This is a genomic window from Janthinobacterium sp. HH102, from assembly GCF_001758625.2.
In the GTDB taxonomy this organism is placed as follows: domain Bacteria; phylum Pseudomonadota; class Gammaproteobacteria; order Burkholderiales; family Burkholderiaceae_D; genus Janthinobacterium.
Window position 1 is genome coordinate 6,236,182 of the sequence record NZ_CP062062.1, and the last position, 15,056, is coordinate 6,251,237.

A 15,056-nucleotide genomic window follows, 5' to 3' on the forward strand; every position below is an offset into this window, starting at 1 on the left:
GGTAGGTCGGATTAGCGTAGCGTAATCCGACTTCTGACGTAATCCGACAACATTTCACTCCCGCCCAACACCTGTCATGTCTACGACATCCCCGCCCCAATCCTCTGCACACATGCCGTGCTCCACATACCGGTGAAAACTGGAATACGGCCAATCGATGACTTTACTCGCCAAGCCATGCTTGACGGGGTTGTAATGGATGTAATCGACATGCTTTATAAAGTCGCGCTCGTCGCGTAGCACATGCTCCCAGTAGCGATGCTGCCAAACGTCTTTCAATCCTGCATGCTTGCTGAACCACGTCTTGATCAATCGCCAGCGCGTCATGAAGTCGGCATCGTCTTCAGGCAAAGTCCAGATGCAATGCAAGTGATCGGGCAAGATGACGATGGCGTCGATAGCGAATGGCCGCTTCTGGCGCACGGCGCGGAAAGCGTCCCTGAGCAAAGCCACGGCAATTTCCGAAGTAAAGACGGGCCGGCGGTGTGCCGTCACCACCGTGAAGAAAAAGCTGCCGCCAGGCTGGAATGCGCGTCGATATCGCATGGTTTCGGGTGTTGTCGGATTACGGCCTGCGGCCTGAACGTCATCGGTATTGCTTATTTCGGGGTGTTGTCGGATTACGGCCTGCGGCCTGAGCGTCATCGGTATTGCTTATTTCGGGGTGTTGTCGGATTACGGCCTGCGGCCTAATCCGACCTACGCGAAAAGACACCGCAATAGGTCGGGTAGGTCGGATTAGCGTAGCGTAATCCGACTTTCAGTGTAATCCGACTTCCAGCGTAATCCCGCTTTTCGCAAACGGCCTTGCGCCCGCGCAGCCTACATGCACATCCAGAAGCGGTTCGCCAGGTCGAGCATGAAGTCGGGGCGCAGATAGGCGAGGAAGACGAGAGCCAGCAGCGCGGCGCCAGCCAGGCGCCACAGCCATGTGCGCCAGCTGGCCATTACGCGGCCACCGCCACGCGCTTGACGGCGCGCTCGTCGATGGGCAGGTTGATCAGCGCGGCCAGCAAGCCCAGGCCGATGGTGATCATCCACACGACGTGGTAACTGCCCTGGTGCTCGTACAGGTAGCCGCCCAGCCACGCGCCGAGGAAACTGCCCACCTGGTGCGAGAAGAACACCATCCCGGCCAGCATCGATAGATGCTTCACGCCGAAGATGCCGGCGATGATGCCGTTCGTCAGCGGCACGGTCGACAGCCACAGCACGCCCATGCCGGCGGCGAACAGATACACGGACCATGCCGACAATGGCGCCAGCAGGAACACGGTGATGACCACGGCGCGCGTCACGTAGATGGCAGACAGCAGGTAGCGCTTGGCGATCTTGCCACCGAGTTTGCCCGCATAGTAGGAGCCGACGATGTTGAACAGGCCGATCAGGGCCAGCGCCGTGACGGCGATGTTCGGGTTCATCAGGCCCTGGTCCTTCAGGTAGGCCGGCAAGTGCACGCCGATGAAGACCAGCTGGAAACCGCAGACAAAATAGCCGGCCAGCAGCAGCCAGAACGAACGGCTGGCGATGGCTTCGCTGAAGGCGGCACCGATGCTTTGCTGCGGGCCGCTGGCGTGCGAGACGGGCGGCTCGCGCAGGTAGAAGGCCATCGGGATCATGGCCAGCAGCACCAGCGCGGCGAGCACATAAAAGGCGTTTTGCCAGCCTACGGCGGAGATCAGCTGCTGCTCCACCGGCATCATCAGGAACTGGCCGAACGAGCCGGCCGCCGACGAAATGCCGAAGGCCCACGAGCGCTGCTCGGGCGGCGCGCTGCGGCCGATGATGCCGCTGATGGCGCCAAAGGCCGTGCAGGCCAGCGCCAGGCCGATGAAGATGCCGGAACCGACGATGAACAGCGTGGGCTGCGTCACGAGCGCCATCCACACGAGGCCGGCCATGTAGCTGATGGCGCCGACGATGACGACGCGCATGGTGCCGAAACGGTCTGCCGCCATGCCGGCGAACGGGCCGAAGACGCCCCACATCAGGTTTTGCATGGCCAGCGCCAGCGAATACGTTTCGCGCGTCCAGCCGTTCGCTTGCGAGATCGGCTGCATCCAGAAGCCCAGACCGTGGCGCACGCCCATCGCGAGGGTCAGCACGACGCCGCTGGCGATGAGGACGGTTTTCAGGCTGGGACGCGATGCGTGCGATGTCATGGGGTTCCTGTTCTCGCCTGGTCGGCTTGGTAGACGAGGCCGATCTGGCCGCGCATGGTGTCGAGGTTCTGCATCAGCGCCACGCTGTCGGCGTGCGGCATGACGGGGCTTTCCAGCAGGCCGGCGCGGATGCAGCGCATCGCTTCGATGGCCTCGTGCGCGTAGCCGTTGCCCAGGTGCGGTGCGGCGACGACGCGGCGTGCGCCATCCATCGCTTCGAAGATCAGGTGGTCGGGCTTGTAAAAACGGCTGGGCAGGCGGATGCGGCCCAGGCTGCCGGAAATCGTCATTTCCGTCGGCGTCTGCGCGCGCAGGCTGCAGGCACAGGACGAGGTGCCGCCGCCCGCGTGCAGCAGCGAAAACACCACCTGTTCATCGACGCCGGTGGCGCCCATCTCGGCCAGCGCCTGCACCTGCGATACCGGGCCGAGGAAGAAGGCCGCCATCGACAGCGGATAAATACCCACGTCGAGCAGCGCGCCGCCGCCGAGTTCGGGATTGAAGATGCGGTGCTCGGGCGGGAAATGGGCAACGAAGCCGATATCGGCCTGCACCTGCCGCAGCACGCCGATTTCGCCGCTGGCGATGATGCGTTTGGCTTCCTGCACGGCGGGCAGAAAGCGGCTCCACATGGCTTCCATCAAGAACAGTTTTTTCTCGCGCGCCATATCGACCACGGCCTGCGCTTCGCGCGCGTTCATCGTGAACGGCTTTTCGCACACGACGTGCTTGCCCGCGGCCAGGCACATCAGGGCATTTTCCGCATGCAGGGTGTGCGGCGTAGCGATGTAGATCACGTCCACACCAGGATCGTCCGCCAGCGCCTGGTAGGAGCCGTGGCAGCGCTCGATGCCGAATTCGGTACCGAAGGCTTGCGCGCCGGCGCTGCTGCGTGAGGCGACCGCCGCCAGCTGCGCGCCGGGCGCATCGCGCAAGCCATTGGCCATCGCGCGGGCGATCTTGCCAGTGCCGAGGATGCCCCAGCGGACGGTATGCTCCATGTTCTACTCTCTTTCTGCGCCTGCTGCCTTGCGCTTCGGGCGGAACACCGCCGCGTCATTGTAAAAATCGTCGTCCTGGTCTTCGCACCAGCCGGGCAAACCAAGCACCGGCAGCGGCGTGAAGTCGGCCGTCGTGAGGCCTTGCTGCGCCAGGTCTTGCGCCACCCGCTCGTCGAGCCAGGCGCGGCGTGCGACATCGTCCAGCGTGAAATAGGCGTCGCCGGCAAAGATCACGCGCGTGTGCGCCGTAATGGCCTTGCGCGGCGCCACCAGTTTTTCCATCAGCGCGTGGCCGAACAGCCAGACTTCGGCGTCGCCGCCCGCGCCAAATTTCTCGCGCTGCGCGATAAATGCGCTGCGCCAGTCGTGCCCGCGCAGTGCCGTTTCCAGCGCGCGCCCGGCATCGCTGTCGCGCAGCACCAGCAAGGCGGAATTCTCGTCAAAAATCGTCGCGCCGTCGCGCGCGGGACCGCGCGATTTTCCCACGCCGGACAGGGCGATCTGCGCCGCCTGCAGCGCATTCAACTGCCGCTTGATGCGCGGGAAAGTGAGCCACACGAGCGCATTGAAAAAATCGTGCAGATTGTCGCGCGTGGGCACGCCGCCCGTGGCGCCGATGAACTCCTCGTAGGCCACGCCTTCGGGCAGGTCCGCTTGCGGCACAAAGCACAGCGGCAGGCCGGTGGGATTGCGCAAGTCCAGCGCCCGCGCCCGGCCATTCAGCGCGACGATCACCGTGTCGCGCTGCAGGTCCAGCTGCCGTCGCGCCGGCAGCACCGTGGCAAACCAGGGACGGGTCCAGTCTATCGATGGCAGCATGAACGCTTAGACCATTTTCCAGTTGATCTGCTCGCCCGCGTTAAGCGGAATGACGTGGCTGTCGCCCAGCGGCAGCGAGGCCGGCAAGGTCCAGCTTTCGCGACGCAGGGTGATGGTGTCCGTGTTGCGCGGCACGCCGTAGAAGGCCGGGCCGTGGAAGCTGGCGAACGCTTCGAGCTTATCGAGCGCGCCGGCCCGTTCGAATGCTTCCGCATACATTTCCATCGCGTGCAGGGCCGTATAGCAACCGGCGCAGCCGCAAGCCATTTCCTTGGCGCCTTGCGCGTGCGGCGCCGAATCCGTGCCGAGGAAGAAGCGCTCGTCGCCGCTGGCGGCGGCCGTCATCAGTGCCAGGCGGTGCTCTTCGCGCTTCAGGATAGGCAGGCAGTAGTAATGGGGACGGATGCCGCCCTTGAAAATCTCGTTGCGGTTGTACAGCAGATGATGCGCCGTGATGGTGGCGGCGATCGGGCCTTCCGCTTCGGCCACATACTGCGCCGCATCCTTGGTGGTGATGTGTTCGAACACGACGGACAGGGCCGGGAAGGCGCTGCGCAGCGGGCGCATCACGCGCTCGATGAAGACGGCTTCGCGGTCGAAAATGTCGATTTCCGGATCCGTCACTTCGCCGTGCACGAGAAAGGGCATGCCCACTTCCTGCATCACTTCGAGCACCTTGTAGCAATTCTTCAAATCCGTCACGCCCAGGTCGGAATTCGTGGTGGCACCGGCCGGATACAATTTCACGGCCTGCACGATGCCACTGTCCTGCGCGCGGCGGATTTCGTCGGGCAAGGTGTTGTTCGTCAGGTACAGCACCATCAGCGGATCGAAGTTCACGCCTTCCGGCACGGCGGCCAGGATGCGCTCGCGGTAGGCGCTGGCATCGGCCGTGGTGGTAACCGGGGGTTTGAGGTTCGGCATGACGATGGCGCGGCCGAACTGGCGCGCGCTGTGCGGCAGCACGCTGGCCATGACGGCGCCGTCGCGCAGGTGCAAATGCCAGTCGTCTGGACGGGTGATAGTGATGGAATCTGGGGTGTGATCGAGTGTGGACATGGCGGCTGCTCTCAGGCGGTCATTGCGGATAGCGCCATTTTACCAGCCGCAGGACCGTCCCGCCGGCCGGGAGAGCCCGCGCATGCTGGCGGGGAAACGGCAGAACGGCCGGTATCACCCGGCCGTTTTAACTAAAAGAATGAAGAGCATCAGGACTTGGCCGGCGCAGTCTCCTGCTTCGCCCCCCAGGCGCGGATCTCGGCCAGCATCTGGTCCAGCTTGGCGCGGTCGTATACCTGGCCACGGCTGACCACCAGGCGAATCCGGCGCGTGGCGCCGATGTCCTGCAGCGGGTTCGCGTCGAGCACCAGCAAATCGGCCGCCTTGCCGGCCGCCACGCTGCCGTAGCGCTCCAGCTTGCCCAGGAAGCGGGGACCGTTGATGACGGCCGACTGCAAGGCTTGCTGCGGCGTCAGGCCGTACTGCACATACAGGCCGATTTCATCGTGCAGGGCCTGGCCCGGATAGTCGAAGGAATTCAAGAAGCCCGCATCGGTGCCGGCGATGATGCTCACGCCCTGCTGCTGCAAAATGGGCAGCAGCTTGGCCGATTGCTCGAACTGCGCGTGGCGCTGGGCGATCGCATCCGGGCCATCCTTGGCGGCGCGCTGCACGCGCCAGTCGTAGGTGGCGCGCAAGCCCTTGCCGATGTACTGCAGGGCAGGATCGTGCGTATGGTCTTCGCGGTCCAGATACGCCGTTACGCGCGAACCCCACAGGGTCGGCACGATGGCCGTGCCGCGCGCGGCCAGGTAGCTGAAGGCCTTGCGCGCCGTCGGCTCGTCGTAGCTTTGCAGGCTTTCGCGCATGGCTTCCTTGCCCGTCATCGCGCCGGCGGCCACCTTATCCGTCAGCTCCTGTTCGCGCGGCGTGGTGGCACGCAGCAGGTAGGATTGATGTTCGATCGTGCCCAGGCCCGCATCGGCCATCTGCTCCAACGTGAGCTGCACGGGGATATGACCCGAAGTGCGCATGCCCCGTTCGCGCGCCTGGCGCAGCGCTTCCAGGTACAACTCCGGCTTCAGGGTGTTTTCCGTGATCTTCACGAAGTCCACTTGCTGCGCCTGCAGGCCGTCCAGCGCGCGCGTCACTTCCTGCGGCGTGCCCACTTCAATGGTGCCCTTCCACAGCGGCTTGAGGCCTTCGAGCTTGGCGCCAGAGGTAAAGATCGTCGGACCTTCCAGCTGGCCCGCGTTGATCTGCCGGCGCCATGCCAGCACCGTGTCGGGCAAGTCGCCCGAACAGTCGCGCACCGTGGTGATGCCGTGTGCCAGGTACAAAGGCAGCAGCTGCTTGTTCTCGTCGATCAGTTCCGGGCCGCCGCCGAAATGCACGTGCGTGTCCCACAGACCCGGCATCAGATATTTGCCGGGCAGGCGGATGGTCCGCTTCGGCGCGTAGCTGCGCAGCTGCGCGTCATCGACGACGGCGACGATGCGGTCGCCCTTGAGCAGCACGGTCTTGCCGTTGACGCTGCTACCGGCGGCAACGTCGATCAGGGTGGCGTCGCGCAGGGCGATGTCGACGGCGATCTTGTCGGCCGCGTGGGCATGGGCCAGCAAGCCCAGCGCCAGCATGGCGCCGGCGATGTGTTTCATGTCAGGCATGCGTACTCAACTTCAAGGTGATGGAAAATTAATGGATGATCTTGGCGAGGAAATCGCGCGCGCGGTCCGAGCGCGTCGTGTTGAAGAAGTCATCCTTGCTGCAATCCTCGATGATCTTGCCCTGGTCCATGAAGACGATGCGGTTCGCCACGCGCCGGGCAAAACCCATTTCGTGCGTGACGACCATCATCGTCATGCCTTCCTGCGCCAGGCCCACCATCACGTCGAGCACTTCGTTGATCATCTCCGGATCGAGCGCCGATGTCGGCTCGTCAAACAGCATGGCGATCGGGTCCATCGACAGTGCGCGGGCGATGGCCACGCGCTGCTGCTGGCCGCCCGACAGCTGGCCGGGGAACTTGTCCTGCTGCGACAGCAGGCCCACGCGGTCCAGGTATTTCAAGCCCTTGGCATTGGCTTCGTCGGCGCTGCGGCCCAGCACCTTGATCTGGCCGATGGTGAGGTTTTCGCGGATCGACAGATGCGGGAACAGCTCGAAATTCTGAAACACCATGCCGATGCGCGCGCGCAGTTTCGACAGATTCGTTTTCGGATCGTTGACGGTGATGCCGTCGACGATGATCCGCCCCTGCTGGATCGGTTCCAGGCCGTTGACGGTCTTGATCAGGGTCGACTTGCCGGAGCCGGACGGGCCGCAAATGACCATCACGTCACCCTTGGCGACGTTGGTGGTGCAGTCGGTCAGTACCTGGAACTGGCCATACCATTTGCTGACGTTATTGAGTTCAATCATCTTGTTCTTTCTTTTACGGTTAGCGAATGATGGCGACGCGTTTCTGCAGGCGTTTTACCAGGAACGACAAGGCATAGCACAGCACGAAATACACGACGGCGACAAACACGTACATCTCCACCAGGCGGCCGTCGCGCTGCGCGATTTTCGAGGCGGCGCCGACGAAATCGGGAATCGACAGCACGTACACGAGCGACACGTCCTGGAACAGCACGATGGTTTGCGTCAGCAGCACGGGGATCATGTTGCGGAACGCTTGCGGCAGCACGATGCTGCCCATGGTTTGCCGGTAGTTCATGCCCAGCGCCTGTCCCGCCCACACCTGGCCGCGGGGAATCGACTGTATGCCGCTGCGCATGATCTCGCAATAGTAGGCTGCCTCGAACATGATGAAGGTGATCAGCGCGGAAGAAAACGCGCCCACTTTCACGGGCTCGTTGGCGCCGATGATCCAGGCGGCGATATACGGCACCAGGAAGTAGAACCAGAAGATCACCAGCACCAGCGGGATCGAGCGTATCAGGTTGACGTAGCTCGACGCCACGCCAGAGATGATGCGGTTGCTGGACAGGCGCATCAGCGCCAGCAAGGTGCCCAGCACGATGCCGCCCACCATGGCCAGCGCCGTCAGTTTCAGGGTAAACACCATGCCGGTCTGGAACAGATAGACCCACGAGCGGGAAATGACATCGAAGTCGAAATTGCCGAACATATCAGTGTCCTCCCGTCTTGGCGCCGGCGACGATGAAGCCGGGGATGGCGACCTTTTTTTCGATCAGGTGCATCAGCACCACGACCAGCAGGTTGACGACGACGTAGATGATGGTGGCGGCCGAAAACGCCTCGAACACCTGGAAGGAAAACTCCTGGATGGCGCGCGCGCTGGCCGTCAGCTCGATCAGGCCGATGGTCAGCGCCACGGAACTGTTCTTGATGATGTTCAAAAATTCGCTGGTCAGCGGCGGCAGGATGACGCGCGCGGCCATCGGCAGCAAAATGAAACGGTAGGTTTGCGGCAGGGTCAGGCCCAGCGCCGTGCCGGCCAGTTTCTGCCCGCGCGGCAGCGCCTCGATGCCCGTCGTCACCTGCACGGCCACGCGCGAGGAGGTAAAGAATCCCAGGCACAGCACGGCCGTGACGAATGGTGCATTCGGCAGCGACTTGACCCAGGCGCCCAGGTCCGGCGGCAGCAATTCCGGCATGACGAAATACCAGAGGAACATTTGCACCAGCAGCGGCACGTTGCGGAACAATTCAACGTAGGCATTGGCTATGCCCACCAGCCATTTATTCGGCAGGGTGCGGATGGTGCCGACCACCAGGCCCAATATCAATGCCATGATCCATGCCGCACCGGCCGTGGCCAGGGTCCAGACCAGGCCGGACCACAAGGTGTCCATATACGTGCCCACGCCATCGGGAGAAATCTCCCAGAAGATGCGCCAATTCCAGTTGTAATTCATGATCATCCTTCGCATGCAGCCCAAGGACAGCGGCCAGCCGGCCACCCGTCCCGCAAATAAATCGGGAGGCTTGCGCCTCCCGGTTTGTTACGCAATCTTTACTTTTTCCGTTTGTCCGAAGTCTTCTGCGCTTCCGGTACGGCCGCATATGCGGCCGGGTCACCGGAGTCGGTCGGATTGGCAAACACGGCCTTCAGTTGCGGCGGCATCGGGAATTTCAGGTTGATGTTTTTCGGCGGAATTGGCGAGGTAAACCATTTCGCATAAATGCGGTTGATGTCGTCGCTCTTGTACAGGCGGATCAACGCATCGTCGACCACTTTCTTGAAGGCCGGATCGCCCTTGCGCAGCATGATGCCGTACGGCTCGACCGACAGCGCTTCCTTGGTGATTTCGTAGTCGTTCGGGTTCTTCGAGTTGGCCACCTGCGACGCCAGCAAGATGTCGTCGTTGGCTTCGGCCACCGCGCGACCCGTTTCCAGCATCAGGAACGACTCGGGATGATCCTTGCCGACGGCAATCGTCATGCCCAGGTTCTTTTCCTTGTTCAAAATCGTCATCTGCTTGATGGTCGACGTGCCGGCCGTGGCGACCAGGGTCTTGCCGCGCAAGTCTTCCAGGGTCTTGATGTTCGAGGATTTTTTCGACAGCACGCGGTTGCCGATGACGAACATGGTGGGGGCGAACGCCACCTGCTGCTGGCGCTCCAGATTGTTCGTCGTCGAGCCGCATTCGAGGTCGATGGTGCCGTTGGCCATCAGCGGGATGCGGTTGGCCGAAGTGACGGGGCTCATCACCACTTTCAGTTCGCTCATGCCCAGGTGTTTCTGCAGGGCCGTGACGACTTTCATGCACAGGTCGATCGAATAACCCTGGTATTGCTGCTTGTCATCGAGATAGGAGAAGGGCACGGAGCCGTCGCGCACGCCGAGGGTGACGGAACCGGCTTTCTTGATCTTGGCCAAGGTGCCGGTCAATTCCTGAGCCTGGACTGGCGACATGCTGCTGATGACACCGACGCTGAGCAGCGTGGCGATGATTTTGGTCAATTTCATAAATTCTCCTGGGCGGACAAACGGAATCGATTCCGAACGAAACAACTGTGGTGCAGACGCCACCAATGGAATTAATTTTATTTCATTTTCAGCGCCGGACCAGCCGTTTTCTGCGATTGCCCTCAAATAGGCGCTATACGCGCGCCTGAATCGGCGCGGCTGTAGCATTTTTCCTACTGATTTCCCATTCCCGATTTATTTTGCCGGCGCCAATCCCGCCAACTCGTCCTCTTCCGCCTCATCGTCCCTATTCGCCTGCTGGCGTTGCCACATCTGCGCATACAGGCCATCCGCCGCCAGCAATTGCGGATGCGTGCCCCGCTCGACGATGCGGCCATGGTCGAGCACGAGGATTTGCTGGGCGTCGGCCACCGTCGACAGACGGTGCGCAATGACCAAAGTGGTGCGGTTTTTGGCAATCTCCTTCAGCTGCGACTGGATCGCCTGTTCGGCCTTGGAGTCGAGCGCCGAAGTGGCTTCATCGAAGATCAGGATAGCCGGGTCTTTCAGCAAGGTGCGGGCAATCGCCACGCGCTGCTTTTCGCCGCCCGACAGTTTTAAGCCCCGTTCGCCCACCATGGAGCTGTAACCATCTGGCAAGCTTTCAATAAAATCATGGATCGATGCGGCTTTGGCTGCCGCCACGATGGCTTCCTTGCTGGCGCCCGGCTTGCCGTAGGCGATGTTGTATTCGATGGTGTCGTTGAACAGCACCGTATCCTGCGGCACGATGCCGATGGCCGCGCGCAGGGAATCCTGCGTGATATTGCGCAGGTCCTGGCCATCGATGGTGATGCCGCCGCCATCGACTTCATAGAAGCGGAACAGCAAACGCGACAAGGTCGACTTGCCCGAGCCGCTGTGGCCCACCACGGCTGTCGTCGTGCCGGCGGGGATCTGGAAATCCACGTCGAACAGGATTTGCCGCTTGGCTTCATAGCTGAAATCCACGTGCTCGAAACGCACGGCCGCGCCCCGCGTGACGAGCGGCTTGGCGTCCGGCGTATCGGCGATTTCGCGGTTCTCGTTCAGCAGGGAAAACAATCGCTCCATGTCGGCCAGGCTTTGCTTGATTTCGCGGTAAATGACGCCGAGGAAATTGAGGGGGATATACAGCTGGATCATGAAGGCGTTCACCAGCACCAGGTCGCCCAGAGTCATCGTGCCGGCAATCACGCCCACGGTGGCGCGCCACAAAATCAAGGTGACGGCCGTGGCGATGATCAGCGACTGGCCCGTGTTCAGCAGGGATAGCGAGGTCTGCGATTTCACGGCGGCCGATTCGTAGCGCTGCAAGCCTTCGTCATAGCGCTTCGCTTCATAATCCTCGTTGCCGAAATATTTTACGGTTTCATAGTTGATCAGCGAATCGATGGCCTTGGTATTCGCCTTCGAGTCGAGGTCGTTCATGGTGCGACGGAAATGCGTGCGCCAGTTCGTCACCAGCACGGTGAACGCGATGTACGACACGAGCGCCACCGCCGTGATCACGGTGAACCAGATGTCGTAATGCAAGACCAGGTAGCCGAGCACGAGGGTGATTTCCACCAGGGTCGGCAGGATGTTGAACAGGGTGTAGGAAATGAGCGAGCCGACGCTGCGCGTACCCCGTTCGATATCGCGCGTCATGCCGCCCGTCTGGCGGTTCAAATGGAACCGCAGGGACAGCGCATGCAGGTGGCGGAACACTTGCAGGGCGATGGTGCGCACGGCCCGCTGCGTGACCCGGGCGAACAGGAATTCTCGCAGTTCCGTAAACAAGGTGGTCGACAGGCGCAGCAAGCCGTACGCCACCAGCAAGCCGACGGGCAGCACCAGCAGTGCTTGCGGGTGCGCGGCCGTGATCGTCATGGCGTCGACGAGTTTTTTCAGGATCAGGGGCACGCCCACGTTGGCGAGCTTGGCGCCCACCAGGCATAGCAGCGCCAGCAGCACTCGCCATTTGTAGACCCACAGGTACGGCAGCAAGGTCTTGATGGTGGCGAAATCGCTGTGGCTGGCGGAAGCTGGCGAGCGGGGCGGAGGGGGAGTCTGGGAACGGCGCATGGCGAAGGTCGGCTTTTTATGGTTCAATCGCAGCAATTGTAGCCTTTCATGAGAATAAAAGATGAGCACCTCCCCAGACCGTCCCGACAACTGCCTCGCCTCCGGCCTGCCCGCCGGAAAAATGCCGGAATTGCGCATGATGCCCGCGCCGTCCGACGCCAATGTGTACGGCGACGTCTTCGGCGGCTGGATCATGGCGCAAGTCGATATCGCCGGCTCCCTGCCGGCCACGCGGCGCGCCAACGGCCGTGTCGCCACCATCGCCGTCAATTCCTTCGTCTTCAAAAATCCCGTCTTCGTCGGCGATCTGCTGTCCTTCTACGCCGACATCGTCAAGGTGGGCAATACCTCGATCACCGTCAATGTCGAGGTGTATGCCGAGCGCAACCGCCTGCAGGCCTGCATCGTGAAAGTCACGGAAGCGACCCTGATCTACGTGGCGACGGACTCCGACCGCAAGCCGCGCAAGGTGCCGCCGATCGAGACCTTATTGGCGTCTTGATTGTCGTAATCATTCCACACCATGGATAGCCAGCGCCGCATCTTCTTGCTGAGCGCTGCGCGCATCACGGCGCTGGCCGCGGCCGGCACTGTGCTGTCCGGTTCCAGCGCCGGCGCCGCCACGCGCCTGAACGGCACGGCTTATCCGTTTGCGCTCGGCGTCGCTTCCGGCTCGCCCTTGCCCGACGCCGTCGTGCTGTGGACGCGCATCTGCTACGACCCGCTGCACGCAGCCGCCACGCCCGCCATCGCCCTGAACGTGCGCTGGGAAGTGGCCGAAGACGAGGCTTTCCGGCGCATCGCCGCCAAGGGGCAAGCGACGGCCATGCCCGCCCTCGCGCACAGCGTGCACGTCGACGCGGGCGGCCTGGCGCCCGGACGCTGGTACTGGTACCGCTTCATGCTGGGCGACGCCGTCAGTCCCGTGGGCCGCACGCGCACGGCGCCCGAGCCCGCCTCCATGCCTGCCTCGCTGAAACTGGCCGTCGCCTCATGTCAGCACTGGGAATTCGGCGCGTATGGGGCGCACCGGCACATCGCGGCGGCGGCGCCCGACCTCGTGGCCTTCCTCGGCGATTACATTTATGAGTGGGGGCCGTACCAGCTGCAGCACCCGGACCGGGCCGTGCGCACGCATGAAAGTTTTACCTTGGACGAGTACCGCGCCCGCTATGCGCAATACAAGAGCGACCGCGACTTGCAGGGCGCGCACCTGGCCGCGCCGTGGATCGTCACCTGGGACGACCATGAAGTGGCCAACGACTACGGCAACGACCGCGACGAGTTGCTCACGCCCACCTTCCTGCAGCGCCGCGCGGCCGCCTACCAGGCGTTTTATGAACACATGCCGCTGCGCCTGCTGCCGCTGGGGCGTCGCGGCTTTGTCGACATGCGCATCTACCAGCGCTACGACTGGGGCCGGTTGGCACGCTTCCACGTGCTCGATGACCGGCAATACCGCGCCTACCACGCCTGCGCCAAACCGGGCCGTGGCGGCTCCAATTCCGTCACCACGCGCAACTGTCCCGACTTGCTCAAGCCCGACCGCACGATGCTGGGCGAGGAACAGCAGCGCTGGCTGCAAGCCGGTCTCGATGCTTCTCCCGCGCGCTGGAATATCCTGGCCCAGCAAACCCTGATGGCGCAATCGAGCCAAGTGCCCATCGTGCGGCCCGGCGACGAGCGCGTCTGGACCGATGGCTGGGACGGCTATCCCATGGCGCGCCAGCATCTGCTCGACGCCTTGCGCAGCAGCAAGGCCAGCAACCCGCTGGTGTTGTCGGGCGACGTGCACACTTTTTATGCGACGGAACTGAGCCGCAACGCCATGCGGCCCGCCGGCAAGGATAATCCCGTGCTGGCGACCGAGTTTTGCGGCACCTCGATCACGTCGAGTTCCCGCCCGCAGGCGCGCACCGACCAGTACGTGGCGATGAACCCGCACATCCGCTACGGACGCAGCGACAAGCGCGGCTATATGTTGCTGGAGATCACACCGGAGAAAACCACGACCCTGTTCCAGGGGCTGGAAAATGTGCGCGACAGCGCGTCGACCATCGCGACACTGGCCAGTTTCACCGTCCAGGATGGCAAGGCTGGCGTGCAGCGCGTCTAGCCTATGCTTTTCAAGGCCTCGCGGTAGCGCCGGCTGACGGGCACTTCGCCGCCCGTGGACAGCACGGCGCGCGCGTCGCCCGATTCCAGCGGTATGATGGCCTGCACGAAATCCAGATTGACGATATAGCTGCGGTGCACGCGCACAAAGCGCTTGCCGTCGAGGCGGCGCTCGATGGCGGCCATGGTCGAACGCAGCGGGTAATCGTGCCCGCGCACATGCAGGTTCACATAGTTGCCCCAGGCTTGTATCCATTCGATCTCAAGAGCAGGCAACAGAAAATCCTTGCCCAGCTTGCGCACCAGAAACCGCTCCGGCTGCTGCACCGGTTCCACGGCGGGCCCTTCATCGGGCTCGCCCAGCAGTGTCGCCTCGCCTTGCCAGCGCATCAGCAGCAACTGGTAAAAGCCCACGGCCAGCAGGACGAGGAAGTAAGCGCGCACATCTTTCAGGTATTCATACGGCAACTCGCGCCACCAATGACCGAAATCGTAATCGCTGCCGGCGCTCCAGTACGCCAGTTTGCGCAAGGCCACCATGGCCGCCACATGCACCAGGCTGTAGGCGACCGACGCGGCCAGGTGCCAGCGCAGGTTCTGGCGCTGGAACACCAGGTGCAGCGGCCGGTACTGTCCCGCCAGCACGACCACGGGCACCAGCGCCAGCAGCACCAGATTGCTGCTCCACTCCCACACGGCCACTTCCCAGAATGGCGTATTGACGCCGGCGCGCCGCAGGTCCAGCCAGACCAGCCAGCTGTTGACGCTGGCCTGCAGCAGATACAGCACGATCCAGAATCCCGGCTCGGCCACGCGGCGCCAGCGTTGATAACGTTGCAACAGGTCAGTGGAAGCGATATGCATGGTTTCGGGGCTTGAATGAGTTACATGATTGTAAGGTCCCACACCCGTCCCAGGCGATCCATTCGTCCCAGCCAGCCGTCCGCTGGTCCCATTTCGCTGGCACGCTGCCCC

Annotated in this window: 15 protein-coding genes; 2 read left to right on the top strand and 13 right to left on the bottom strand. The window is 62.8% G+C overall.

The annotated features are described in order from the left end of the window. Positions 1-54 precede the first annotated feature (54 nt). From JAB4_RS28380 to JAB4_RS28430, 12 genes are all read right to left on the bottom strand, one after another. Complete coding sequence (locus tag JAB4_RS28380) at positions 55-645, bottom strand: transposase (RefSeq protein WP_227742063.1); 591 nt, start codon at positions 643-645, stop codon at positions 55-57. Between the two features lie 177 nt (positions 646-822). Beyond that, a complete protein-coding gene (locus JAB4_RS30995; protein ID WP_255206293.1) occupies positions 823-948 on the bottom strand; it encodes a hypothetical protein in 126 nt (41 codons plus the stop codon). Continuing rightward, the gene (locus tag JAB4_RS28385) at positions 948-2,162 is read right to left on the bottom strand and encodes an MFS transporter (RefSeq protein WP_070220695.1); all 1,215 of its coding nucleotides are present in this window, start codon (positions 2,160-2,162) and stop codon (positions 948-950) included. The genes JAB4_RS30995 and JAB4_RS28385 overlap by 1 nt, the downstream gene beginning before the upstream one ends. Next, on the bottom strand, positions 2,159-3,163 hold the full coding sequence (locus tag JAB4_RS28390) for a Gfo/Idh/MocA family oxidoreductase (RefSeq protein WP_070220697.1): 1,005 nt from the start codon (positions 3,161-3,163) through the stop codon (positions 2,159-2,161). Before JAB4_RS28390 ends, JAB4_RS28385 begins: the two co-directional genes overlap by 4 nt. Positions 3,164-3,166: 3 nt before the next feature. After that, positions 3,167-3,982: a DUF3025 domain-containing protein gene (locus JAB4_RS28395; protein ID WP_070220699.1), complete on the bottom strand. Its 816-nt coding sequence runs from the start codon at positions 3,980-3,982 to the stop codon at positions 3,167-3,169. A gap of 6 nt (positions 3,983-3,988) precedes the next feature. Next, positions 3,989-5,041: a dihydroorotase gene (pyrC, locus tag JAB4_RS28400; RefSeq protein WP_070220701.1), complete on the bottom strand. Its 1,053-nt coding sequence runs from the start codon at positions 5,039-5,041 to the stop codon at positions 3,989-3,991. Between the two features lie 149 nt (positions 5,042-5,190). Continuing rightward, the gene (locus JAB4_RS28405) at positions 5,191-6,648 is read right to left on the bottom strand and encodes an amidohydrolase family protein (RefSeq protein ID WP_070220703.1); all 1,458 of its coding nucleotides are present in this window, start codon (positions 6,646-6,648) and stop codon (positions 5,191-5,193) included. Positions 6,649-6,676: 28 nt separating this feature from the next. Beyond that, positions 6,677-7,402, bottom strand: coding sequence for an amino acid ABC transporter ATP-binding protein (locus JAB4_RS28410; RefSeq protein WP_070220705.1), 726 nt, complete (start codon positions 7,400-7,402; stop codon positions 6,677-6,679). 19 nt (positions 7,403-7,421) lie between these two features. Beyond that, a complete protein-coding gene (locus JAB4_RS28415) occupies positions 7,422-8,114 on the bottom strand; it encodes an ABC transporter permease subunit (RefSeq protein ID WP_070220707.1) in 693 nt (230 codons plus the stop codon). Between the two features lies 1 nt (position 8,115). Beyond that, the gene (locus JAB4_RS28420) at positions 8,116-8,865 is read right to left on the bottom strand and encodes an amino acid ABC transporter permease (protein WP_070220783.1); all 750 of its coding nucleotides are present in this window, start codon (positions 8,863-8,865) and stop codon (positions 8,116-8,118) included. A 98-nt stretch (positions 8,866-8,963) separates the two neighbouring features. Further along, positions 8,964-9,920 carry an amino acid ABC transporter substrate-binding protein gene (locus JAB4_RS28425; protein WP_070220709.1) on the bottom strand — a complete coding sequence of 319 codons (957 nt, stop codon included), beginning with the start codon at positions 9,918-9,920 and terminating at the stop codon, positions 8,964-8,966. Between the two features lie 195 nt (positions 9,921-10,115). Then, entirely contained in the window at positions 10,116-11,966 is a 1,851-nt protein-coding gene (locus tag JAB4_RS28430) for an ABC transporter ATP-binding protein/permease (RefSeq protein ID WP_070220785.1), read from the bottom strand. A gap of 136 nt (positions 11,967-12,102) precedes the next feature. Here JAB4_RS28430 and JAB4_RS28435 point away from each other — a divergent pair, with 136 nt between their 5' ends. Together JAB4_RS28435 and JAB4_RS28440 are read left to right on the top strand one after the other, a co-directional pair. Beyond that, positions 12,103-12,468 (top strand): acyl-CoA thioesterase, encoded by a 366-nt coding sequence (locus JAB4_RS28435; protein WP_226939493.1) that lies wholly within the window; start codon positions 12,103-12,105, stop codon positions 12,466-12,468. 21 nt (positions 12,469-12,489) lie between these two features. After that, a complete protein-coding gene (locus tag JAB4_RS28440; RefSeq protein WP_070220711.1) occupies positions 12,490-14,082 on the top strand; it encodes an alkaline phosphatase D family protein in 1,593 nt (530 codons plus the stop codon). On the opposite strand, the gene JAB4_RS28445 is transcribed toward JAB4_RS28440, so the two are convergent. After that, on the bottom strand, positions 14,079-14,945 hold the full coding sequence (locus tag JAB4_RS28445; protein WP_070220712.1) for a LytTR family DNA-binding domain-containing protein: 867 nt from the start codon (positions 14,943-14,945) through the stop codon (positions 14,079-14,081). The two genes, JAB4_RS28440 and JAB4_RS28445, sit on opposite strands and share 4 nt — an antisense overlap. Positions 14,946-15,056: the final 111 nt, after the last annotated feature.

Excerpts from the sequence above, each read along its gene's own strand:
- JAB4_RS28430 (WP_070220785.1), bottom strand. The coding sequence starts at position 11,966 with ATGCGCCGTTCCCAGACTCCCCCTCCGCCCCGCTCGCCAGCTTCCGCC.
- JAB4_RS28395 (WP_070220699.1), bottom strand. The coding sequence starts at position 3,982 with ATGCTGCCATCGATAGACTGGACCCGTCCCTGGTTTGCCACGGTGCTG.
- JAB4_RS28405 (WP_070220703.1), bottom strand. The coding sequence starts at position 6,648 with ATGCCTGACATGAAACACATCGCCGGCGCCATGCTGGCGCTGGGCTTG.
- JAB4_RS28425 (WP_070220709.1), bottom strand. The coding sequence starts at position 9,920 with ATGAAATTGACCAAAATCATCGCCACGCTGCTCAGCGTCGGTGTCATC.
- JAB4_RS28415 (WP_070220707.1), bottom strand. The coding sequence starts at position 8,114 with ATGTTCGGCAATTTCGACTTCGATGTCATTTCCCGCTCGTGGGTCTAT.
- JAB4_RS30995 (WP_255206293.1), bottom strand. The coding sequence starts at position 948 with ATGGCCAGCTGGCGCACATGGCTGTGGCGCCTGGCTGGCGCCGCGCTG.
- JAB4_RS28435 (WP_226939493.1), top strand. The coding sequence starts at position 12,103 with ATGATGCCCGCGCCGTCCGACGCCAATGTGTACGGCGACGTCTTCGGC.
- JAB4_RS28420 (WP_070220783.1), bottom strand. The coding sequence starts at position 8,865 with ATGAATTACAACTGGAATTGGCGCATCTTCTGGGAGATTTCTCCCGAT.
- JAB4_RS28385 (WP_070220695.1), bottom strand. The coding sequence starts at position 2,162 with ATGACATCGCACGCATCGCGTCCCAGCCTGAAAACCGTCCTCATCGCC.
- JAB4_RS28445 (WP_070220712.1), bottom strand. The coding sequence starts at position 14,945 with ATGCATATCGCTTCCACTGACCTGTTGCAACGTTATCAACGCTGGCGC.
- JAB4_RS28440 (WP_070220711.1), top strand. The coding sequence starts at position 12,490 with ATGGATAGCCAGCGCCGCATCTTCTTGCTGAGCGCTGCGCGCATCACG.
- pyrC (WP_070220701.1), bottom strand. The coding sequence starts at position 5,041 with ATGTCCACACTCGATCACACCCCAGATTCCATCACTATCACCCGTCCA.
- JAB4_RS28380 (WP_227742063.1), bottom strand. The coding sequence starts at position 645 with ATGACGCTCAGGCCGCAGGCCGTAATCCGACAACACCCCGAAATAAGC.
- JAB4_RS28390 (WP_070220697.1), bottom strand. The coding sequence starts at position 3,163 with ATGGAGCATACCGTCCGCTGGGGCATCCTCGGCACTGGCAAGATCGCC.
- JAB4_RS28410 (WP_070220705.1), bottom strand. The coding sequence starts at position 7,402 with ATGATTGAACTCAATAACGTCAGCAAATGGTATGGCCAGTTCCAGGTA.